Source organism: Microbispora amethystogenes, assembly GCF_016863015.1.
GTDB classification, from domain to species: domain Bacteria; phylum Actinomycetota; class Actinomycetes; order Streptosporangiales; family Streptosporangiaceae; genus Microbispora; species Microbispora amethystogenes.
On sequence record NZ_BOOB01000014.1, the window covers coordinates 224,796 to 239,991 of the forward strand.

Genomic DNA, 15,196 nt, shown 5'->3' on the forward strand with positions numbered 1-15,196 from the left:
CCGCGCAGCGTGACCAGCCGTCGCGCGTACGCCGGGAGGAGCCGCCGTCTCGCGGTCGCGGCCCGTCGTTCAGGCGGCCAGGAGATCGAGGATCCGGGTGGCGTACGCGCGGGGGTGGGTCGTGTTCCCGTTGTGGCCGCCGGGGAACTCCCGCGCCTCCACGCCGAGGAGGGCGGCGAGCTCGTGCGCGCACCGGTAGTCGAAGACGTGCCGGGGCGTGGTGCGCCCGAAGGCGGGGATGACGCGGACCGGTGTGTCCCCGAGCGCGGCGACGTCGAGCGTGTCGCGGGTGACGGCGGTGAAGTCGTTGCGGATGAAGAAGTCGAAGCCGGCCCGCCGCCGGTCGTCCAGCGGGTGCGGGGTCAGTCCGGGCTCGGTGTCCTGGGCGACGGGATCGATGCCCAGCGCCGCGGCGATCCCGGCGAACGCCTCGGCGAGGCCGCGCTCCCGGTAGAGGTCCTGCAGCTCCTCCAGCTCCCGGACGTGGCGGACTCGTTCCGGAGCCGGGAGGAGGCCCGGAGCGACCGGTTCGTGCGCGATCAGGGTGTCCAGCTGCTCCGGATGCTCGACGGCCAGATGCAGCCCGATGACGGCGCCGAAGCTGCATCCGAGCATGCGCGCCGGCCGGTCGGTCACGGCGGCGAGCAGGCGATGGACGTCGTCCACGTGGTCGGCCATGGTCGCGCCCCGGCCGGGGTCGTCCAGGGCGCTGCGGGACAGCCCCCGCCGGTCGTAGGTGACCACGGTGTGGTCGCCGGCGAGGTGCCGGACCAGGTCGGCGGTGCGGTCCGCGTCGCCCTCCCCGCTCTGTGAGATCAGGAGCACGGGACCGGCGCCGTGCACGTCGTAGTGCAGGGTCGCGCCGTTCGTGCGCAGCGAGCCGCTCATCTCGTCGTCCCTTCAGCAGTGGGCTTCGACGCACACCCTAATCCATCAAACTTGATGCATCAACAATGATGTATTGTGCGAGAGTGAACGGAGTCGACCTCTTCCTGCTCGGCAGGACCCTGATGAAGATCGGCGAAGAGGCCATGCCGGTCGAGGGCATCACCCCGTCGAGAACGACGCAGGCCGCCAGTCTCCGGACGGTGCTGGTGGTCGTCGCCGATCTCCGCGCCCATCCGGAGACCTCCGTCGGGGAGATCGCGGCGCGTACGGGCCTGCCGCAGAGCGCCGTGTCGGCGGCCGTCGCCCGGCTGAAGGAGGCCGGGGCGGTCGTCACGGCCCCGGATCCGGCCGACCGCCGCCGCGTCGTGATCAGGCAGGCGCCCGGGCGGTCCGCGCGCGTGGAAGCCGTACGGGCGGCCGGAGTCGAGGGGCCTCTCGCGGCGGCGCTGGGCACGGACGACCCGGCGCAGATCGCCGAGGTCGTCGCGGCGCTCACGTTCCTCGCGGGCCGCCTCGCTCCGGGATCGGCTCCGCGTCGTCCCTGACGGAGCTGCTCTCGTCAGCGGTGCGGCGGTCGCCGGCCCGCCGGACGGCCGCCACCGCGATGCCCGCCGCGATCAGCGCGGCGCCCGCCATGTGGAAGGCGTGGATGCGCTCTCCGAGGGCGAAGTAGGCCAGCACCGCTCCGAAGACCGGCATCAGATGGAGGAACTGCCCCGCCCGCGCCCCGCCGACGAGCTCGACTCCGCGGTTGTAACAGAAGTAGGACAGGATCGAGGGGATCAGAGCCACATAGGCGACGGCGGCGACGGCCCCCGTGGTGACGTGGACGACGTGCCCGCCGGCGGCTTCGGCCGCCGCCAGGGGCGCCAGCAGGAGAGCGCCGAGCCCGAACGTGACCGTCAGGAGGCTCAACGGGTTCACCTGGGGCCTGCGGCGCAGCAGGGCGGTGTAGAGGGCGTAGCTCACCACGGCCACGAAGATCCATCCGTCGCCCGCCCGCAGCCGCAGGCCACCGGACCCCAGCGGACTGCCCTGGGTGACCACGAGCCAGACCCCGGCCAGGGAGACGAGCAGCCCGCTTATCTGGGCGACACCCGGCCGCTCCCGGAACAACGCGAACGCGAACACGACGATCAGCAGCGGCATGACCGACTGCATCAGCAGCGCGTTGATCGCCGTGGTCGTCTGCAGCCCGGTGTAGATCAGGGTGTTGTACGCGGCGACGCCGAAGATCGACAGTGCCAGCACCGTCACCCAGTGCCGGACGAGGATCCGCCGATCCTGCCGCAGCTTCCTCCATCCGAACGGGAGGAGGAGGACGAACGCCGTCAGCCAGCGAAGGAGGGCCAGGGTCGCCGGCGGGATGGAGTCGTGGACGAGCCTCCCGACGACGAAGTTGCCCGACCAGCCGAGCACGGCGAGACACAGAAGCGGAACCGGGGATCCGTAGAGCCTGCCTGCCACCCCGCCTGGTCGCATCCGTCTCCTCCGTCCCCTCCACTGCGAGAGGTCTCAGATCGCCGCCTCCACCGTGGCCCCGCCCGGCTCGTCCAAGGTGAACACGGCCGTTCGCCCGCCGGCCGACACCTCGTACTCACCGAGGAAGCCGGTGAAGCGTACCCGGCCGTCGTCGTCGGTGACCATCGTCGTGGGCGGCAGCCACCACTCGTCCTTGACGAGCGAGCGCAGCGCCTCGTACGCCGGCTTGGGCGTGCCGTCGACCCGGACGAAGCCGCCCGGCGCGCCGAGCCAGCCGCCGTCCGACAGCCCCCAGTAGGTCATCGCCTCGACCGACGGATGCGACAGCAGCGTCTTGTAGTGGCGCACGACCTCGTCGGCCTGGCGGGCCTCACCCTCGGGGGTCGTCGGCCACTCGGGGATCTGGTAGTCGTTCAGGTCGACGATCTCCTCCGGCATGATGTGGCCGGAGACGATCGTCGTCTCGGTGAAGTGGATGGGCAGGCCGTACCGCGCGAAGCGGTCGATGGTGGCGAGCGTCTTCTCCTCGCCCCAGTAGCCCTGGTGCATGTGGCTCTGCAGGCCGAGCACACCGATCTCGACGCCCGCCTCCAGCAGGCCCTCGATCAGGCACTCGTACGCCGCGGACATGTCGAAGTCGTTGAGCAGCAGGGTGGCCTGCGGGTTGGCCTCACGGGCCGCGTCGAAGACCATCCGGACCATCGGGATGCGGCCCATCTCGCGGCAGATCCGGGTGATGCCGTTGTCGTACTTGTCGAAGATCGGCATGATCACGACCTCGTTGATGACGTCCCACATGTCGATCACGCCGGCGAACTCGGTCACCTCGCGCCGGATGCGGTCCACCTGCGCCTTGGCGATCTCGGCGTTCGGCAGGTCCATCAGCCAGCCGGCCGTCTCGGTGTGCCAGACCAGCGGGTGCCCCTTCACCACGCACCCCCGGTCGGCGAACCACCGCGCGGCGGCGAGTGTCCGCTCGGTGTCCGGGCGGCCGCGTTCGGGCTCGAACCACCCCCAGTAGAAGGGCAGCGTGGCGAAGTTGAACACGTCGAGCCACAGGTCGGCGACCTCCTGGGAGCCGGCGGCGGCCGGCTGGTCCGGCGCGGGGGCGTCGCCGTTCGCCAGCGGGATGAAGTCGCCGCCGATGCAGCCGAAGAGGAACTTGTGCCGCCGCTGCGCGACGACCACCTCCTGACCGGCCAGCGGCGCGCCCTGCGCGGTCACGGTGAGCGTGGCGTCCGCGGTGCGGTGCTTCCTGATCAGCGGGCCGGGGTCGAATGAGGAGGGGTCGGAGCCGGAGGGGTCGAAGGCGGAGCGCGACGACATGGGCGGCCTCCAGGGAGTGCGCGGGGCGGAGGACCCTCTCCGAGAGCCTCCACGCTCCGGCCGGAGGGGTCTCATGATCTCAAGCACAGTATCGCTTGTCTCCGGAAAGGCCCAGGCTGCCTGAAAGGTGCAGACATCGGCCGGGAACGCACATCGGGCTATCGCCAGAAAGTTCATGCGCTGTCACCATGAGTGCATGAGAGTCCCGGCAGGGTGGCGGCGCGCCGCCCTTCCCTCCGCGGGGCTGGTCGCCGTCGGCGGCCTCGGCTACGGCCTGACGAAACTCTCCGACTCCGACGCCGCGGCCAACTGGGCCCAGCTCGCGAGCGTGGCTCTCGCTGTGTTCGCCCTGCTCCCGCCCTTGATCAGCAGCTGGCGGCAGCGGCAGCCGGGCGGGACGAGCACGGTCGAGCAGATCGACCGTGCCGAGCGGACGCTGCGGGTGCTGGTGCGGGAGCAGTGGCGCGAGGAGATCGTCATGCGCGAGCTCGACCGCCCCGCCCGGCTGCCCGTCCGCTGGAAGATCTCCGGCCTCGACGTGATGGACCGGGGCGATCGGATCGACGGGGAGCGCCTGCTGCGCTCCTGGTTCGGCCTCGGCAGGGTGCGGTTCGACGGGCGCACCGACCGGATGCCCGAGATGGCCGGACGGTTCCGCAAGCTCGCGCGGCGCCGGCTGGTGATCATCGGTGAGGTCGGCATGGGCAAGACCACGCTGGCCGTCCTGCTGCTCAGCGAGCTGCTGAAGGAGCACGAGGAGGGCGACCCGGTGCCCGTGCTGCTGTCGATGTCCGGGTGGGACCCGTCGGCCGAGCCCGTCCACCGATGGCTGGCCAGGCGGTTGCGGGAGAACTACCCGGCGCTGCGCGCGTCCGGCTTCGGCCCCGACGCCGCGCGCGGCCTCGTGACGTACCGGCGGATCCTGCCCGTCCTCGACGGCCTCGACGAACTGCCGCGCCCGGTGCGGTCCAGGGTGATCGACGCACTGAACGACGCGGCGGCCGTGGAGGCGCTCATCCTCACCTGCCGTACGTCGGAGTATCTGGCGGCCGTGGGCGCGGACGGCGGCGCGCCGCTGGCCGGCGCGGCCGTCATCGAGCCCAGGGCGGTGAAGAGCGCGGACGTCATCTTCTACGTCCTCGACCGGCTCGCGCCCGGTCAGCGGGCCGGCTGGGCGGAGTTGCTGGCCACGTTGAAGAGCGAGCCGGACGGCCCGCTGGCCGAGGCCCTCTCCACGCCGCTGGTCGTGTGGCTGCTGTACAAGGTCTACATCGAGACCCGCGCCAACCCGGCGCCGTTGTGCGACTCCGAACGCTTCGACACGGCGGACGCCGTCACCGAGCATCTGCTCGACAATCTCGTCCAGGCGACGTTCTCGGCCGCAACGCCGGACGACGACCCCGGCGAGCGGCACGAACACGACCACCCGTTCCGCCCGCAGCGGTCGTGGGACCCGGAGGAGGCCCGCGGCCGGCTGGCCTTCGTCGCGCACCACATGTCCGAGGCCGGGAGCAGGGACTTCCGCTGGTGGCACCTCCACCGCTCGGTGCCGCGGCGTACGAGCATCCTGATCGGCGGCGTTTCCGTCGGCCTGACGGTCGGGACGACCGTGGGGCTGGTCAGCGACGCCGTCGTCGCGCTGCGCAGCCCGCACGCGGGCAGCCTGCGCGACGCCCTGCTGTTCGGCCTCGCCGGGGGGCCGGTGGGCGGCCTGGTGGGCGGCCTGACCGGCGGGATCATCCTGGAGCGCCTCAAGGGCTACACGCTGGAGCCGGCGTACGCGAACCTGCGCTGGCGGGGCAACGTCACCGGCCTCGCCGGGCAGGTGGCGCTCGGGCTGGTGACGGCGCTCCCGGTCGGCATGGTCGCGGCGTTCGCCCTGTGGCGGGTCGCGGGGATGTCCTCCGAGGTCGGCGGCCTGGTTCTCTACGGGCTCGTCGTGGGAGCCATCGGCGGCGTCACCCTCGGGCTGAACAAGTGGGTGACGACCCCCCTGACGAACGATCGGCCGCAGGGACCGGTGACCACGCTCCGGCGGGACCTCCGGCTCGTGTACGGCCGGTCCCTCACGTTCGGCACCGCGCTCGGCCTCGCCTTCGGCGTCGCCGGCACACTGGTGGACGGGTTCTCCGGGCTGCTGCGCGGCGCCGAGGCCGGGATCGCCTTCGGCCTCGCCGGTGGCGTCGTGTTCACCCTGACCTTCGGGTTCACCGGCGCCAGCTCGACCTATCTCGTGGCCGTCGCCATGCTCCGCGCCCGGCGCCGCGTCCCGCTCCGGCTGATGACCCTCCTGGAGGACGCCCATCGGGTCGGCCTGCTCCGCCAGGTGGGGCCGGTGTACCGGTTCCGGCACGAGAGGCTCCAGGACCGCCTCGCCCACCTGTACCACCACCCCGGCGAGAACCGCTGACCCTGCCACTTAATGGCTGAAACGGGCGCTGGGCTCGCCGCGCAGCCGTCCCTCGGGCAGCCTTCGGCCGGACAGCACCAGGACCAGGTCCTGTGCCGCGCCGGTGAGCGGGGTGCCCGACCCGAACGACCAGTCCACGTCGTCGGCCCGCAGCTCGATTCCGTCGAGATCGACGCCGAAGTAACGGCGGGCCCTCGGCGACAGCGCGCCGTCGAGCAGCACGCGCAGCCGTTCGCCGGGAATCGGCCGGTCGATCCCGAGGGCCACGGTGATGTCCATCCCGTGGATCACGTCGTGCGACAGCGCCCCCTCGAAGCCGCGGCCCGGGGGCCGCCACGGGTGCTCCGCGTTGTCCCGCAGGCACGCGGTCAGCTGCTCCGCGGTCAGCGAGGCGGTGTCGCGGCGGGCGAGCCGGTCGGCCAGCCGGTCGAAGTTCCCCCGGGCCGCGACCAGCCCGGCCAGCACGCGCGGCCCCGAGTGGCGGTAGGGCAGGGTCATATGCGCCACGACCTCCCGCACCCGCCAGCCCGCGCACAGCGACGGCGCGTCCCACGCCCGCGGCGGCAGCCCGCTCAGCAGGTCCGCCAGCTCGCGGCGCTCGGCCGCGATCAGCCGCCGTATGTCCGTTCCCATCTGTCCGCCGTCCTTCCGGTCGCTTTCCTGTACGTCCTACCGACGAATGGGCGCGGCCCGGACGGACACCTACTCCAGGGCCGCGAGGCGGCGGGCGAGATGGCGGCGTTCCGCAGCGGTCGCCGCCAGGCCCATCGCCTCCCGGTAGGCGTCGCCCGCCTCGGCCGTACGGCCCAGGCGGCGCAGCAGGTCGGCCCGGGCGGCGGGCAGCAGGTGGTAACCGGCCAGCGCGCCCCACTCCCGCAACGCGTCGAGCAACGCCAGACCGGCGGCGGGACCGGCCGACATCCCCACCGCCACCGCCCGGTTGAGTTCCACCACGGGAGACGGGACCAGCCCCTTGAGCCGCGCGTACAGGATGGCGATCTGGGCCCAGTCGGTGTCCTCCGGGCGGGCGGCGGTGGCGTGACAGGCGGCGATGGCCGCCTGCACCTGGTAGGGGCCGGGACGGCCCCGCAGCAGCGCGCCGTCCAGGAGGGCGACGCCCTCGGCGATCCGCGCGGCGTCCCACCGGGTGCGGTCCTGCTCCTCCAGGACCACCAGGTCACCGGTCTCGTCCTGGCGGGCGGCGCGGCGGGAGTCGTGCAGCAGCATGAGCGCGAGCAGGCCCGCCGCCTCGGGCTCGTCCGGCATCAGCCGCACCAGCACCCGGCCCAGCCGGATCGCCTCGGCGGCGAGGCCGGGCCGCATCGGGCCTGCGCCGGACGTCGCCGAGTAGCCCTCGTTGAACAGCAGATACAGCACGGCGAGCACGGCCGGGAGGCGCTCGGGCAGCAGATGCGCCGGTGGCACCCGGTAGGGGATCGCCGCGTGCCGGATCTTGTGCTTGGCCCGGGCCAGGCGCTTGGCCATCGCCTGCTCCCCGACCAGGAACGCGCGGGCGATCTCGGCGGTGGTGAGCCCGGCGAGGGTCCGCAGGGTCAGCGCCACCCGGGCCTCCGGCGCGAGCGCCGGGTGACAGCAGGTGAAGATCAGCCGCAGCCGGTCGTCGGGCACGTCCGGCTCGTCGCCGGGCTCCGGTGCGTACGGCACGCCGTCCTCCCGCATCGCGCCCGCGACCTCCCGCAGCTTGGCGGCGCCGGCCGCCTCACGGCGCAGCCGGTCCACGGCCCGGTTGCGCGCGGCGGTGGTCAGCCACGCCCCGGGCCGGCGCGGCACGCCGTCGCGCCGCCAGGCGCGCAGGGCCAGGGCGAACGCGTCCTGCGCGCACTCCTCCGCCAGGTCCCAGTCGCCGGTCCAGCGGATGAGCGTCGCCACGAGCTGTCCCCACTCCTCCCGGAACGCCTCGGCGACGGCGGCCTCGACCGGGGGCGGTACGGTGCCGGCCGTCGGGGTGCGGGGCGGTGTGGCTCCGGGTCTCATCGCGTGGGCACGCCTCACGGCGACACGAGCGGGCGGATCTCGATCGTCCCGTACGCCGCGGCGGGGTGGGCGGCGGCGATCTCGATCGCCTCGTCGAGGTCGGCGCACTCGATCAGGCAGAACCCGCCGATCTGCTCCTTGGTCTCGGCGAACGGCCCGTCCGACAGCAGCACCTCGCCGCCGCGCACCCGCAGCGTGGTGGCGTCGTCCGGCGGGCGCAGCCCGGCCCCTCCCTTGAGCACGCCACGCTCCAGCATCGTCTCCGACCACCCGCCGCAGCCGTCGTCGGCGTGTTCCGCCGCCGACTCGTCGCCGCAGATCAGCAGCACGTACTTCATCCGTCCTCCTCTTCCGGGTTTCCCATCCTGTCCGTACGACGAACAGAACGGCCCCGAACGGACACGACCGGCGGGAACCCGGCGGGGGAACGGCTCGTTCCGAGCGATGTATGCCGCAGACAAGGGAGTGATCGGTGTTCCGTAAGCTGATGGCCGCGCTGGGAGCCGGGGTCGAGGTCGACACGGTGCTGCGCGACCCGCACGTGCGTCCGGGGGAGACCCTGTACGGCGAGGTCCGTTTCAGGGGCGGTTCGTCCGACCACAAGGTGGAGGGGATCGCCGTCGAGTTCACCGCGGTGGTGGAGGTCGAGCGCGGTGACGAGGAACACCACGTCACCTACAGCTTCCTGCGGGCGCCGGTCTCCGGGCCGTTCGACCTGCGGGCGGGAGAGGCGCGCACGCTGCCCTTCGCGATCCCGGTGCCGTGGGAGACGCCGGTCAGCGCGATCGGTGGGCGTCCGCTGCCCGGCATGCGTCTCGGCGTCGCCACCGAGCTCGCGCTCGCGGGCGCGCTCGACAAGGGCGACCTCGACCCGCTCTACGTCAACCCGCTCCCCGCGCAGGACCACCTGCTGGGGGCGCTCATCCACATGGGCTTCCACTTCAAGCGGGCCGACCTGGAACGCGGCACGATCCGGGGCTCGTCCATGCCGTTCTACCAGGAGATCGAGTATCACGCGGGCCCCGAGTGGCGGCGCTACTTCAACGAGCTCGAGCTGACCTTCATCGCCGGGCCGCACTCGATGGACGTGATTCTGGAGGCCGACAAGAGGGGCGGCTTCCTCACCTCCGGTCACGACGTCTACAACCGGTTCCGCGTGGGGTACGGCGACCACCCCGGCGCGGTGGAGCAGGCGCTGCGCGACGGCCTCGCGTCCATGGCCCGCCACCGCGGCTGGTTCTGACCTCCCGGCCGCCTCCGGCGGGTCAGCCGGGGTGGCCCGCCGGGTGGTGGTCGTGCCGGCGATCCTGCCGGTGGTCGTGCCGGTTCTCGTGCCGGTGGGCCCGGCGGTGATCCTGGCTGTGATCCTGCTGCTGGTCCTGCCGCTGATCCTGGCGCTGATCCTGGTGGTGGCCGTCGAGGACGGCGTGGTGGTCCACGCCGTCACCGGGCAGCGGATCGGGGTGCACGATCGCGGCGGTCAGGCGGGGCACGGCGTGGATCAGGTTGTGCTCGGCCTCGACCGCGACCCGGTGGGCCTCCACCACGGTCGCCCCCGCGTCGACGATCACCTCGCACTCGGCCCGCAGCCGGTGCCCGATCCAGCGCAGCCGCACCTGGCCGACGTCCAGCACGCCCGGCGTACGGCGGAGGGTCGCCTCGGCGAGGTCCACGAGAGCGGGGTCGACGGCGTCCATCAGCCGCCGGTACACCTCCCGCGCGGCCTGCCGCAGCACCATCAGGATCGCGACCGTGATGAGCAGGCCCACGGCGGGGTCGGCCCAGGTCCAGCCGAGGGCGGCCCCGCCCGCCCCGGCCAGCACGGCCAGTGAGGTGAAACCGTCGGTGCGGGCGTGCAGTCCGTCGGCGACGAGCGCCGCCGAGCCGATCTCCCGGCCGACCCGGATGCGGTGGCGGGCGACGAGTTCGTTGCCGGCGAAGCCCACCAGGGCCGCCGCCGCGACGGCCCCGAGATGGGTGACCTCCTGCTGCTCCAGGAGCCGCGCGATCGCGGCGTACGCGGCGGCGGCCGAGGAGGCGGCGATCGTCAGGACGATGACCACGCCCGCGAGGTCCTCGGCCCGCCCGTAGCCGTATGTGTAGCGGCGGGTCGGCGGGCGGCGGCCGAGCAGGAACGCGATCCCGAGCGGCACGGCGGTCAGGGCGTCGGCCGCGTTGTGCAGCGTGTCGCCGAGCAGCGCCACCGACCCCGACAGCGCCACGACCACCGCCTGGACCAGCGTCGTCGCCCCGAGACCGGCCAGCGACACCCACAGCGCCCGCATGCCCCTGGCGGAGGACTCCATCGCCGGGTCGACCTTGTCGGCGGCCTCGTGCGAGTGCGGCCGCAGCAGGTGCGCGACCCGCCCCCGCCACCCGCCGCCACCATGCCCGTGCCCGTGCCCGTGGCCATGCCCACTGCCGTGCCCGTGCCCGTGCCCATGTCCGGGCCCGCCGCCCTGACCATGCTGGTGAGCGTGCCCGTGCCCGCCGCCCTGACCATGCTCGTGAGCGTGCCCGTGCCCGTGACCACCGCCGTGGTCGTCGTCATGACTGTGCCCGTGCCGGCGAGCAGGACCGGCCTGTTCCTGGCTCATGGCACAACGATGCCTCGGAAAAGCCGCCGCAGCATCTCGACAACAGCCTGCCCGGCGCAGTTGCGAGAGTCCCGCAGCCGCACCCCGTCCGCGGCGGGCGCCGAACCGGAGATCCAGCCGGCGTCAGCCGCCCGAGATCTCCCGTACGAGGGCCTCGCTGCGGCGGACGAGATGGGGCAGGCCGAGCCGGCGGTGCGCCTCGCGCGCCGCCTCGGCGTGCGCGAGCGCGGCGGAGGCGTCGCCGGTCCGGTGCAGCAGCCCGGCGACCACGTCGTGGAGTGTTCCCCAGGCGACGCAGCCGGTGCCCATGATCACCAGCTCGTGGGCGATGGGCCGCAGCTCCGCGAGCATGGCGTGGGGGTCCGGACGGCCGAGCCGCGCGGCGACCAGACCCCACTGCCAGGCGACGAACTGCCACGCCCAGTCCCTCGGCGCCACGGTTCCCCAGCGGTCGATCAGCCGGTGGGCCAGATCGCGGTCCCCCGCCTCGATCGCCGCGAGCACGGCGGTGGGCCGCGCGATCAGGTTGGACTCGTCGGCCGCGGTGTCGACGAGCTCGGCGAGGAGGTCACCGCCCCGGCCCTGACCCCATTCCACGAAGAACGAGTTGATCAGCTTCAGGACGTCCGGCCCCCAGAGGCTGGTGCGTCGGTAGCTCCCGGTGCCGAGGTCGGCGAGGCGCTTCGCCTCCGCCCAGTCGCCCGCCAGCATCGCCCGCCCGGTCGCCGCGTACGCGACCTGCGTCTCGATCTCCGGCATCCGCACGTCGGCGGTGAGCCGCAGGCAGCGGGCCAGCTCCGCGTCGTAGTCGGCGAGCAGGCCCGCCTTCAGGAACCTGGGCATGCGGTGCAGGCGGGCGATGATCTCGGTGGCCCGGGGGAGGCCCGGAAGGCCCAGCATCTCCTCGGCCGCGCGGTAGCGCTCCTCCTCGTTCTCCGGTGTCCAGGCCGCGATGACGAAGTTGTTCAGCGTGCGCGCCAGCAGCCGGGTGTCACCCGTACGGCGGGCCAGCTCCACGGCCTCCAGGGCGTGCCGGCGGCCCTCCCCGCGCCGCTCGCCGTAGTACAGCTCGACGGCGAGCGTGCCGAGCAGCTCCGCCCGGGTCCCGGCGGCCTCCGGATCCAGCCGGGAGAGCTGGTCCTCCAGCACGGTCACCATGCGCTCGTCCACGACGCCGTACGAGCGCCAGTTCCACAGCGTGACGCCGCCGAAGACCGTGGCCGCCTCGATGACGGCCGCGTCGTCGCCGAGGGCGGTGGCGAGCGTCACGGCCTCGTCGAGCGCGCTCCGCGCGCCGTCCACGTCACCGGTCACCCGCCGGGCCCGGCCGAGGCCGATCAGCAGCGAGCAGCGGGTGGCCGGGGGCCCGGCGGCGCAGGCGTCGAGCGCCTGCTCCCAGTAGAGGACGGCCTCGTCGTAGGCGAGCCGCGCGGTCGCCTGCCCGGCCGCCTCCACGGCGTACGCGACCGCCTTGCCGGCGTGGCCGACCCGGGCGGCCAGCGCGAAGTGGTGGGCCAGCGCGGGCAGCCGCGAGGCGGTCTCGCCCCACCGCAGGCTCTCGATCGCCTCGCCGACGCGGCCGTGGAGCTGGGCGCGCTGTCTCCGGCTGAGCCCGGAGTAGAGCGCCTCCTGCACCAGGGCGTGCGAGAAGCGGTAGTCCCAGCCGCCGTCCACCTCGACCAGCAGCCCGGTCGCGACGGCGGGTTCGAGCAGCATCATCACCCGGGAGCCGCCGATGCCGGTCGCGGTCTCCAGCACGTCGGCGTCGACGTCCCGGCCGATGACGGCGGCGGCGCGGAGCAGGGTCTGGGAGTCCTCCGGCAGCCGCGACACCCGCTGGTTGATCACGTCGCGCACGCCGTCGGGCACCGCGAGCGCCAGCACGTCCGCCGCGCCGACCCGGCCGCCGGTGTGGGTGCTGGTCAGCAGGCGCAGCAGTTCGCCGAGGAAGAACGGGTTCCCGCCGGTCCTGTCGTGCAGCGCGCGGGCGAGTTCGGGCCCGGAGCCGGCCCGGCCCGCCTCGCGCAGGTAGTCGGCGATCTGCTCGGGGGTGAAGGGCGCGACGCTCATCCGCTCGGTGCCACGCTGGCGGGTCAGCTCTCCGAGCGCCTCGGTCAGCGCCTGCCTGCCCGTCGCGGGTTCGGGCCGTACGGTCGCGAGCACCAGCAGCGGAAGGCGGTGCAGGTCGGCGCCGAGGAAGGTGAGCAGCTTCAGCGACGCCGCGTCGGCCCAGTGGAGGTCCTCGATCACGACCAGGACCGGGGTGGCGGCGGCCCGCCGCGCCAGCGCCCGCGCCACGGCGTCGTGCAGCAGGAACCGGGCGGTGTCGGGGTCGCCGGTGTTCGTCTGGTCGCCGTCCGACAGGCGGTGGGCGAGGCGGGCGAGGTCCCCGTCCGTCTCGCCGTTCGTGTCGCGGTCCGTCTCGCCGCCCGTCTCCCGGTCCGTCTCAAGGGCGTGCAGCGCCTGGATCCAGGGCCAGAACGCGGGAGCGCCGCTTCCCTCGACGCACCTGCTCCAGGCGACCACGGCTCCGCGTCCGGCGGCCGTCTGCGCGGCGGCCTCCGCCAGGCGGGTCTTGCCGATGCCGGACTCCCCGCTGACCAGGAACACTCCGCCCGCGCCCCGGCCCAGGTCGTCGAGCCGCTCGGCGATCCGGCGCAGGTACGGCTCCCGCCCCACGAGACCCGGCGTTCCGAGGGCGGACACGTCCGGGGCGCCGGGCGCGGTGTCCTCTCGGCCCGAAGAGACGGGCGTGTGCGGCGCGAGCCCGGCGAGCGGCGCCGGGGCGGCGGGCGGGGGCGGCCACGGGCCCGCCGGCGACTCGTCCTGGTGCAGGATGGCCTGCTCCAGCCGGCGCAGCTCAGGGCTGGGGTCGAGACCCAGTTCGTCGCCCAGCAGCGTACGGCAACGCTGGTAGGCCGCCAGGGCCTCGGCCTGCCGGCGTTCCCGGTACAGGGCGCGCATGAGCAGCGCCCACAGCCCCTCGCGGTAGGGGTCCCGCTCCAGCAGGCGCTCGGCTTCGACCGTCACCTCGGCCGCCCGGCCCAGCGCGAGCCACGCCTCCGCCCGCACGGTCAGCGCGGAGAGCCGGGTCTCGGTCAACCGTGAGATCGTGGACCGGGCGAACGGTTCGTCGGCGAGGTCGGCCAGCGGCTCGCCGCGCCACAGGGCCAGCGCGGGGCGAAGGATCCGGTCGGCCTCCTCGGGACGGCCGGCGGCGAGGGCGGCGTGCGCGGCCTCGGCGGCCCGGGTGAACCGCTCGGCGTCGATCTGGTCCGGCTCCACGTCGAGCAGGTAGCCGGGCTCCCTGGTGCGCAGCACCTGGGCGGGCGAGCGCGGACTGCGCCGGGGTTCGAGCGTCCTGCGCAGGTGCGAGACGTACGCCTGGAGCGTTCCCGTGGCGCTGGAGGGCGGCTCGTCGCTCCACAGCCGGTCGATGAGCTGGTCGAGCGGCACGACGTGGGGAGCGTTCAGCAGCAGCAGCGCCAGCACGGCGCGTTGCTTGCGCGGGCCGAGGTCGAGGACCGTTCCCGCGGCGTCGGCCACCTCCACCGTGCCGAGAAGGCGGAAGTCCAGAGCGGAGTTCCGCCGGTCGGCCCGGGCCGGGCGAGGCGCCGGTAATGGCCCGCCGTCGACGCTCGTCCGCATCACAACTCCCGAGCAAGCCAGACGGCCCCAAGTCGGATTTCGGGCTCATCATACTCATATGTCCGGTGATCCTCGCCAGTGAACGGATGGCCGGTCCGCTCGGTCCGCTCGGCGAAACCGGCGTCCTCCAACAGGGCACGCATCGCGGTGCCCCCGAGGCCGGACTCGGGTCCGTCCCCAGTGTCAGCGCCGGTGCCGTCGCGGGTGCCTGCGCCGGGGGCGGTGCGGAAGACGACGGCCCGGATCCCGTCCGCGCGCAGTTCCATCAGCAGGTCGTCGAGCAGGCGGCGGACGAGCCCTCCGCCCAGCGCGCCATCGCGGTCCGGCGGGGCGACGGCGAGGGCACGCAACAGGGCCCAGCGCCCGTCGCCCGCCGTGTCGCCCACCGCCTCGCCCGCCGCGTCGCCCACCGTGTCGCCCGTCGTGTCTCTCCCGCTGATCCGGGCGCACGAGGGCTCCGCCGTCTCCAGCAGCGCGGCGGCCAGGGGCGCGGCGGCGGCCGGGCCGGCGAGGTCGGCCAGCACGTAGACGCGGCAGCGCGCGGACGGGACCTCCCGCAGGGCGAGCGGCAGCGCCGGGCCGAGGATCTCGGCGCCCGGCGCGCCCGCGTGCGCGGGCACCTCGCGCAGCAGCAGCGTGCTCGGCGGCCGGCGGCCCCCCTGCTCGCCGGGGTACGGCTCGTCGAGGCACCGCTCGCCGGGGCGCTGCTCGTCGGGACCCGGCTCGCCGGCGTACGGCGGCCGCTCGTTCGTTGGCGACGACATCGCCCCAGCGTGTGCGGGGTCTCTTGGACGTCTCTAGGAGTTCGCTTGGTCCGTCCCGCCGACCGGCCGCGCGGGCGGCGCAAGAA

At 73.9% G+C, this 15,196-nt stretch carries 12 protein-coding genes; 3 read left to right on the forward strand and 9 right to left on the reverse strand.

Features of this window, described 5'->3' with window-relative positions; all coding sequences use genetic code 11:
* Positions 1-69: 69 nt before the first annotated feature.
* A complete protein-coding gene (locus Mam01_RS10650; protein ID WP_204285196.1) occupies positions 70-888 on the reverse strand; it encodes an alpha/beta fold hydrolase in 819 nt (272 codons plus the stop codon).
* An 83-nt stretch (positions 889-971) separates the two neighbouring features.
* Here Mam01_RS10650 and Mam01_RS10655 point away from each other — a divergent pair, with 83 nt between their 5' ends.
* Positions 972-1,433 (forward strand): MarR family winged helix-turn-helix transcriptional regulator, encoded by a 462-nt coding sequence (locus Mam01_RS10655; RefSeq protein WP_150932137.1) that lies wholly within the window; start codon positions 972-974, stop codon positions 1,431-1,433.
* On the opposite strand, the gene Mam01_RS10660 is transcribed toward Mam01_RS10655, so the two are convergent.
* On the reverse strand, positions 1,381-2,370 hold the full coding sequence (locus Mam01_RS10660; RefSeq protein ID WP_204285198.1) for a DMT family transporter: 990 nt from the start codon (positions 2,368-2,370) through the stop codon (positions 1,381-1,383). The two genes, Mam01_RS10655 and Mam01_RS10660, sit on opposite strands and share 53 nt — an antisense overlap.
* A 33-nt stretch (positions 2,371-2,403) precedes the next feature.
* Positions 2,404-3,696: an endo-1,4-beta-xylanase gene (locus tag Mam01_RS10665; RefSeq protein WP_204285199.1), complete on the reverse strand. Its 1,293-nt coding sequence runs from the start codon at positions 3,694-3,696 to the stop codon at positions 2,404-2,406.
* Between the two features lie 196 nt (positions 3,697-3,892).
* On the opposite strand from Mam01_RS10665, the gene Mam01_RS10670 reads away from it, so the two are divergent.
* Positions 3,893-6,106: an NACHT domain-containing protein gene (locus tag Mam01_RS10670; protein WP_204285200.1), complete on the forward strand. Its 2,214-nt coding sequence runs from the start codon at positions 3,893-3,895 to the stop codon at positions 6,104-6,106.
* A gap of 9 nt (positions 6,107-6,115) precedes the next feature.
* Here Mam01_RS10670 and Mam01_RS10675 read toward each other — a convergent pair whose 3' ends face one another.
* From Mam01_RS10675 to Mam01_RS10685, 3 genes are all read right to left on the reverse strand, one after another.
* Complete coding sequence (locus tag Mam01_RS10675; protein ID WP_204285201.1) at positions 6,116-6,739, reverse strand: maleylpyruvate isomerase family mycothiol-dependent enzyme; 624 nt, start codon at positions 6,737-6,739, stop codon at positions 6,116-6,118.
* 69 nt (positions 6,740-6,808) lie between these two features.
* On the reverse strand, positions 6,809-8,101 hold the full coding sequence (locus Mam01_RS10680) for an RNA polymerase sigma factor (RefSeq protein WP_204285202.1): 1,293 nt from the start codon (positions 8,099-8,101) through the stop codon (positions 6,809-6,811).
* A gap of 14 nt (positions 8,102-8,115) precedes the next feature.
* Positions 8,116-8,439 (reverse strand): YciI family protein, encoded by a 324-nt coding sequence (locus tag Mam01_RS10685; protein WP_204285203.1) that lies wholly within the window; start codon positions 8,437-8,439, stop codon positions 8,116-8,118.
* Positions 8,440-8,573: 134 nt separating this feature from the next.
* Here Mam01_RS10685 and Mam01_RS10690 point away from each other — a divergent pair, with 134 nt between their 5' ends.
* Complete coding sequence (locus Mam01_RS10690) at positions 8,574-9,344, forward strand: sporulation protein (RefSeq protein ID WP_239101199.1); 771 nt, start codon at positions 8,574-8,576, stop codon at positions 9,342-9,344.
* Between the two features lie 22 nt (positions 9,345-9,366).
* On the opposite strand, the gene Mam01_RS10695 is transcribed toward Mam01_RS10690, so the two are convergent.
* From Mam01_RS10695 to Mam01_RS10705, 3 genes are all read right to left on the reverse strand, one after another.
* A complete protein-coding gene (locus Mam01_RS10695; protein WP_239101200.1) occupies positions 9,367-10,698 on the reverse strand; it encodes a cation diffusion facilitator family transporter in 1,332 nt (443 codons plus the stop codon).
* Positions 10,699-10,821: 123 nt separating this feature from the next.
* A complete protein-coding gene (locus Mam01_RS10700; protein ID WP_204285204.1) occupies positions 10,822-14,346 on the reverse strand; it encodes an ATP-binding protein in 3,525 nt (1,174 codons plus the stop codon).
* Entirely contained in the window at positions 14,346-15,110 is a 765-nt protein-coding gene (locus tag Mam01_RS10705; protein ID WP_204285205.1) for a hypothetical protein, read from the reverse strand. The genes Mam01_RS10700 and Mam01_RS10705 overlap by 1 nt, the downstream gene beginning before the upstream one ends.
* Between the last annotated feature and the right edge of the window lie 86 nt (positions 15,111-15,196).

Excerpts from the sequence above, each read along its gene's own strand:
- Mam01_RS10650 (WP_204285196.1), bottom strand. The coding sequence starts at position 888 with ATGAGCGGCTCGCTGCGCACGAACGGCGCGACCCTGCACTACGACGTG.
- Mam01_RS10660 (WP_204285198.1), bottom strand. The coding sequence starts at position 2,370 with ATGCGACCAGGCGGGGTGGCAGGCAGGCTCTACGGATCCCCGGTTCCG.
- Mam01_RS10665 (WP_204285199.1), bottom strand. The coding sequence starts at position 3,696 with ATGTCGTCGCGCTCCGCCTTCGACCCCTCCGGCTCCGACCCCTCCTCA.
- Mam01_RS10670 (WP_204285200.1), top strand. The coding sequence starts at position 3,893 with ATGAGAGTCCCGGCAGGGTGGCGGCGCGCCGCCCTTCCCTCCGCGGGG.
- Mam01_RS10675 (WP_204285201.1), bottom strand. The coding sequence starts at position 6,739 with ATGGGAACGGACATACGGCGGCTGATCGCGGCCGAGCGCCGCGAGCTG.
- Mam01_RS10680 (WP_204285202.1), bottom strand. The coding sequence starts at position 8,101 with ATGAGACCCGGAGCCACACCGCCCCGCACCCCGACGGCCGGCACCGTA.
- Mam01_RS10685 (WP_204285203.1), bottom strand. The coding sequence starts at position 8,439 with ATGAAGTACGTGCTGCTGATCTGCGGCGACGAGTCGGCGGCGGAACAC.
- Mam01_RS10695 (WP_239101200.1), bottom strand. The coding sequence starts at position 10,698 with ATGAGCCAGGAACAGGCCGGTCCTGCTCGCCGGCACGGGCACAGTCAT.
- Mam01_RS10700 (WP_204285204.1), bottom strand. The coding sequence starts at position 14,346 with ATGCGGACGAGCGTCGACGGCGGGCCATTACCGGCGCCTCGCCCGGCC.
- Mam01_RS10705 (WP_204285205.1), bottom strand. The coding sequence starts at position 15,110 with ATGTCGTCGCCAACGAACGAGCGGCCGCCGTACGCCGGCGAGCCGGGT.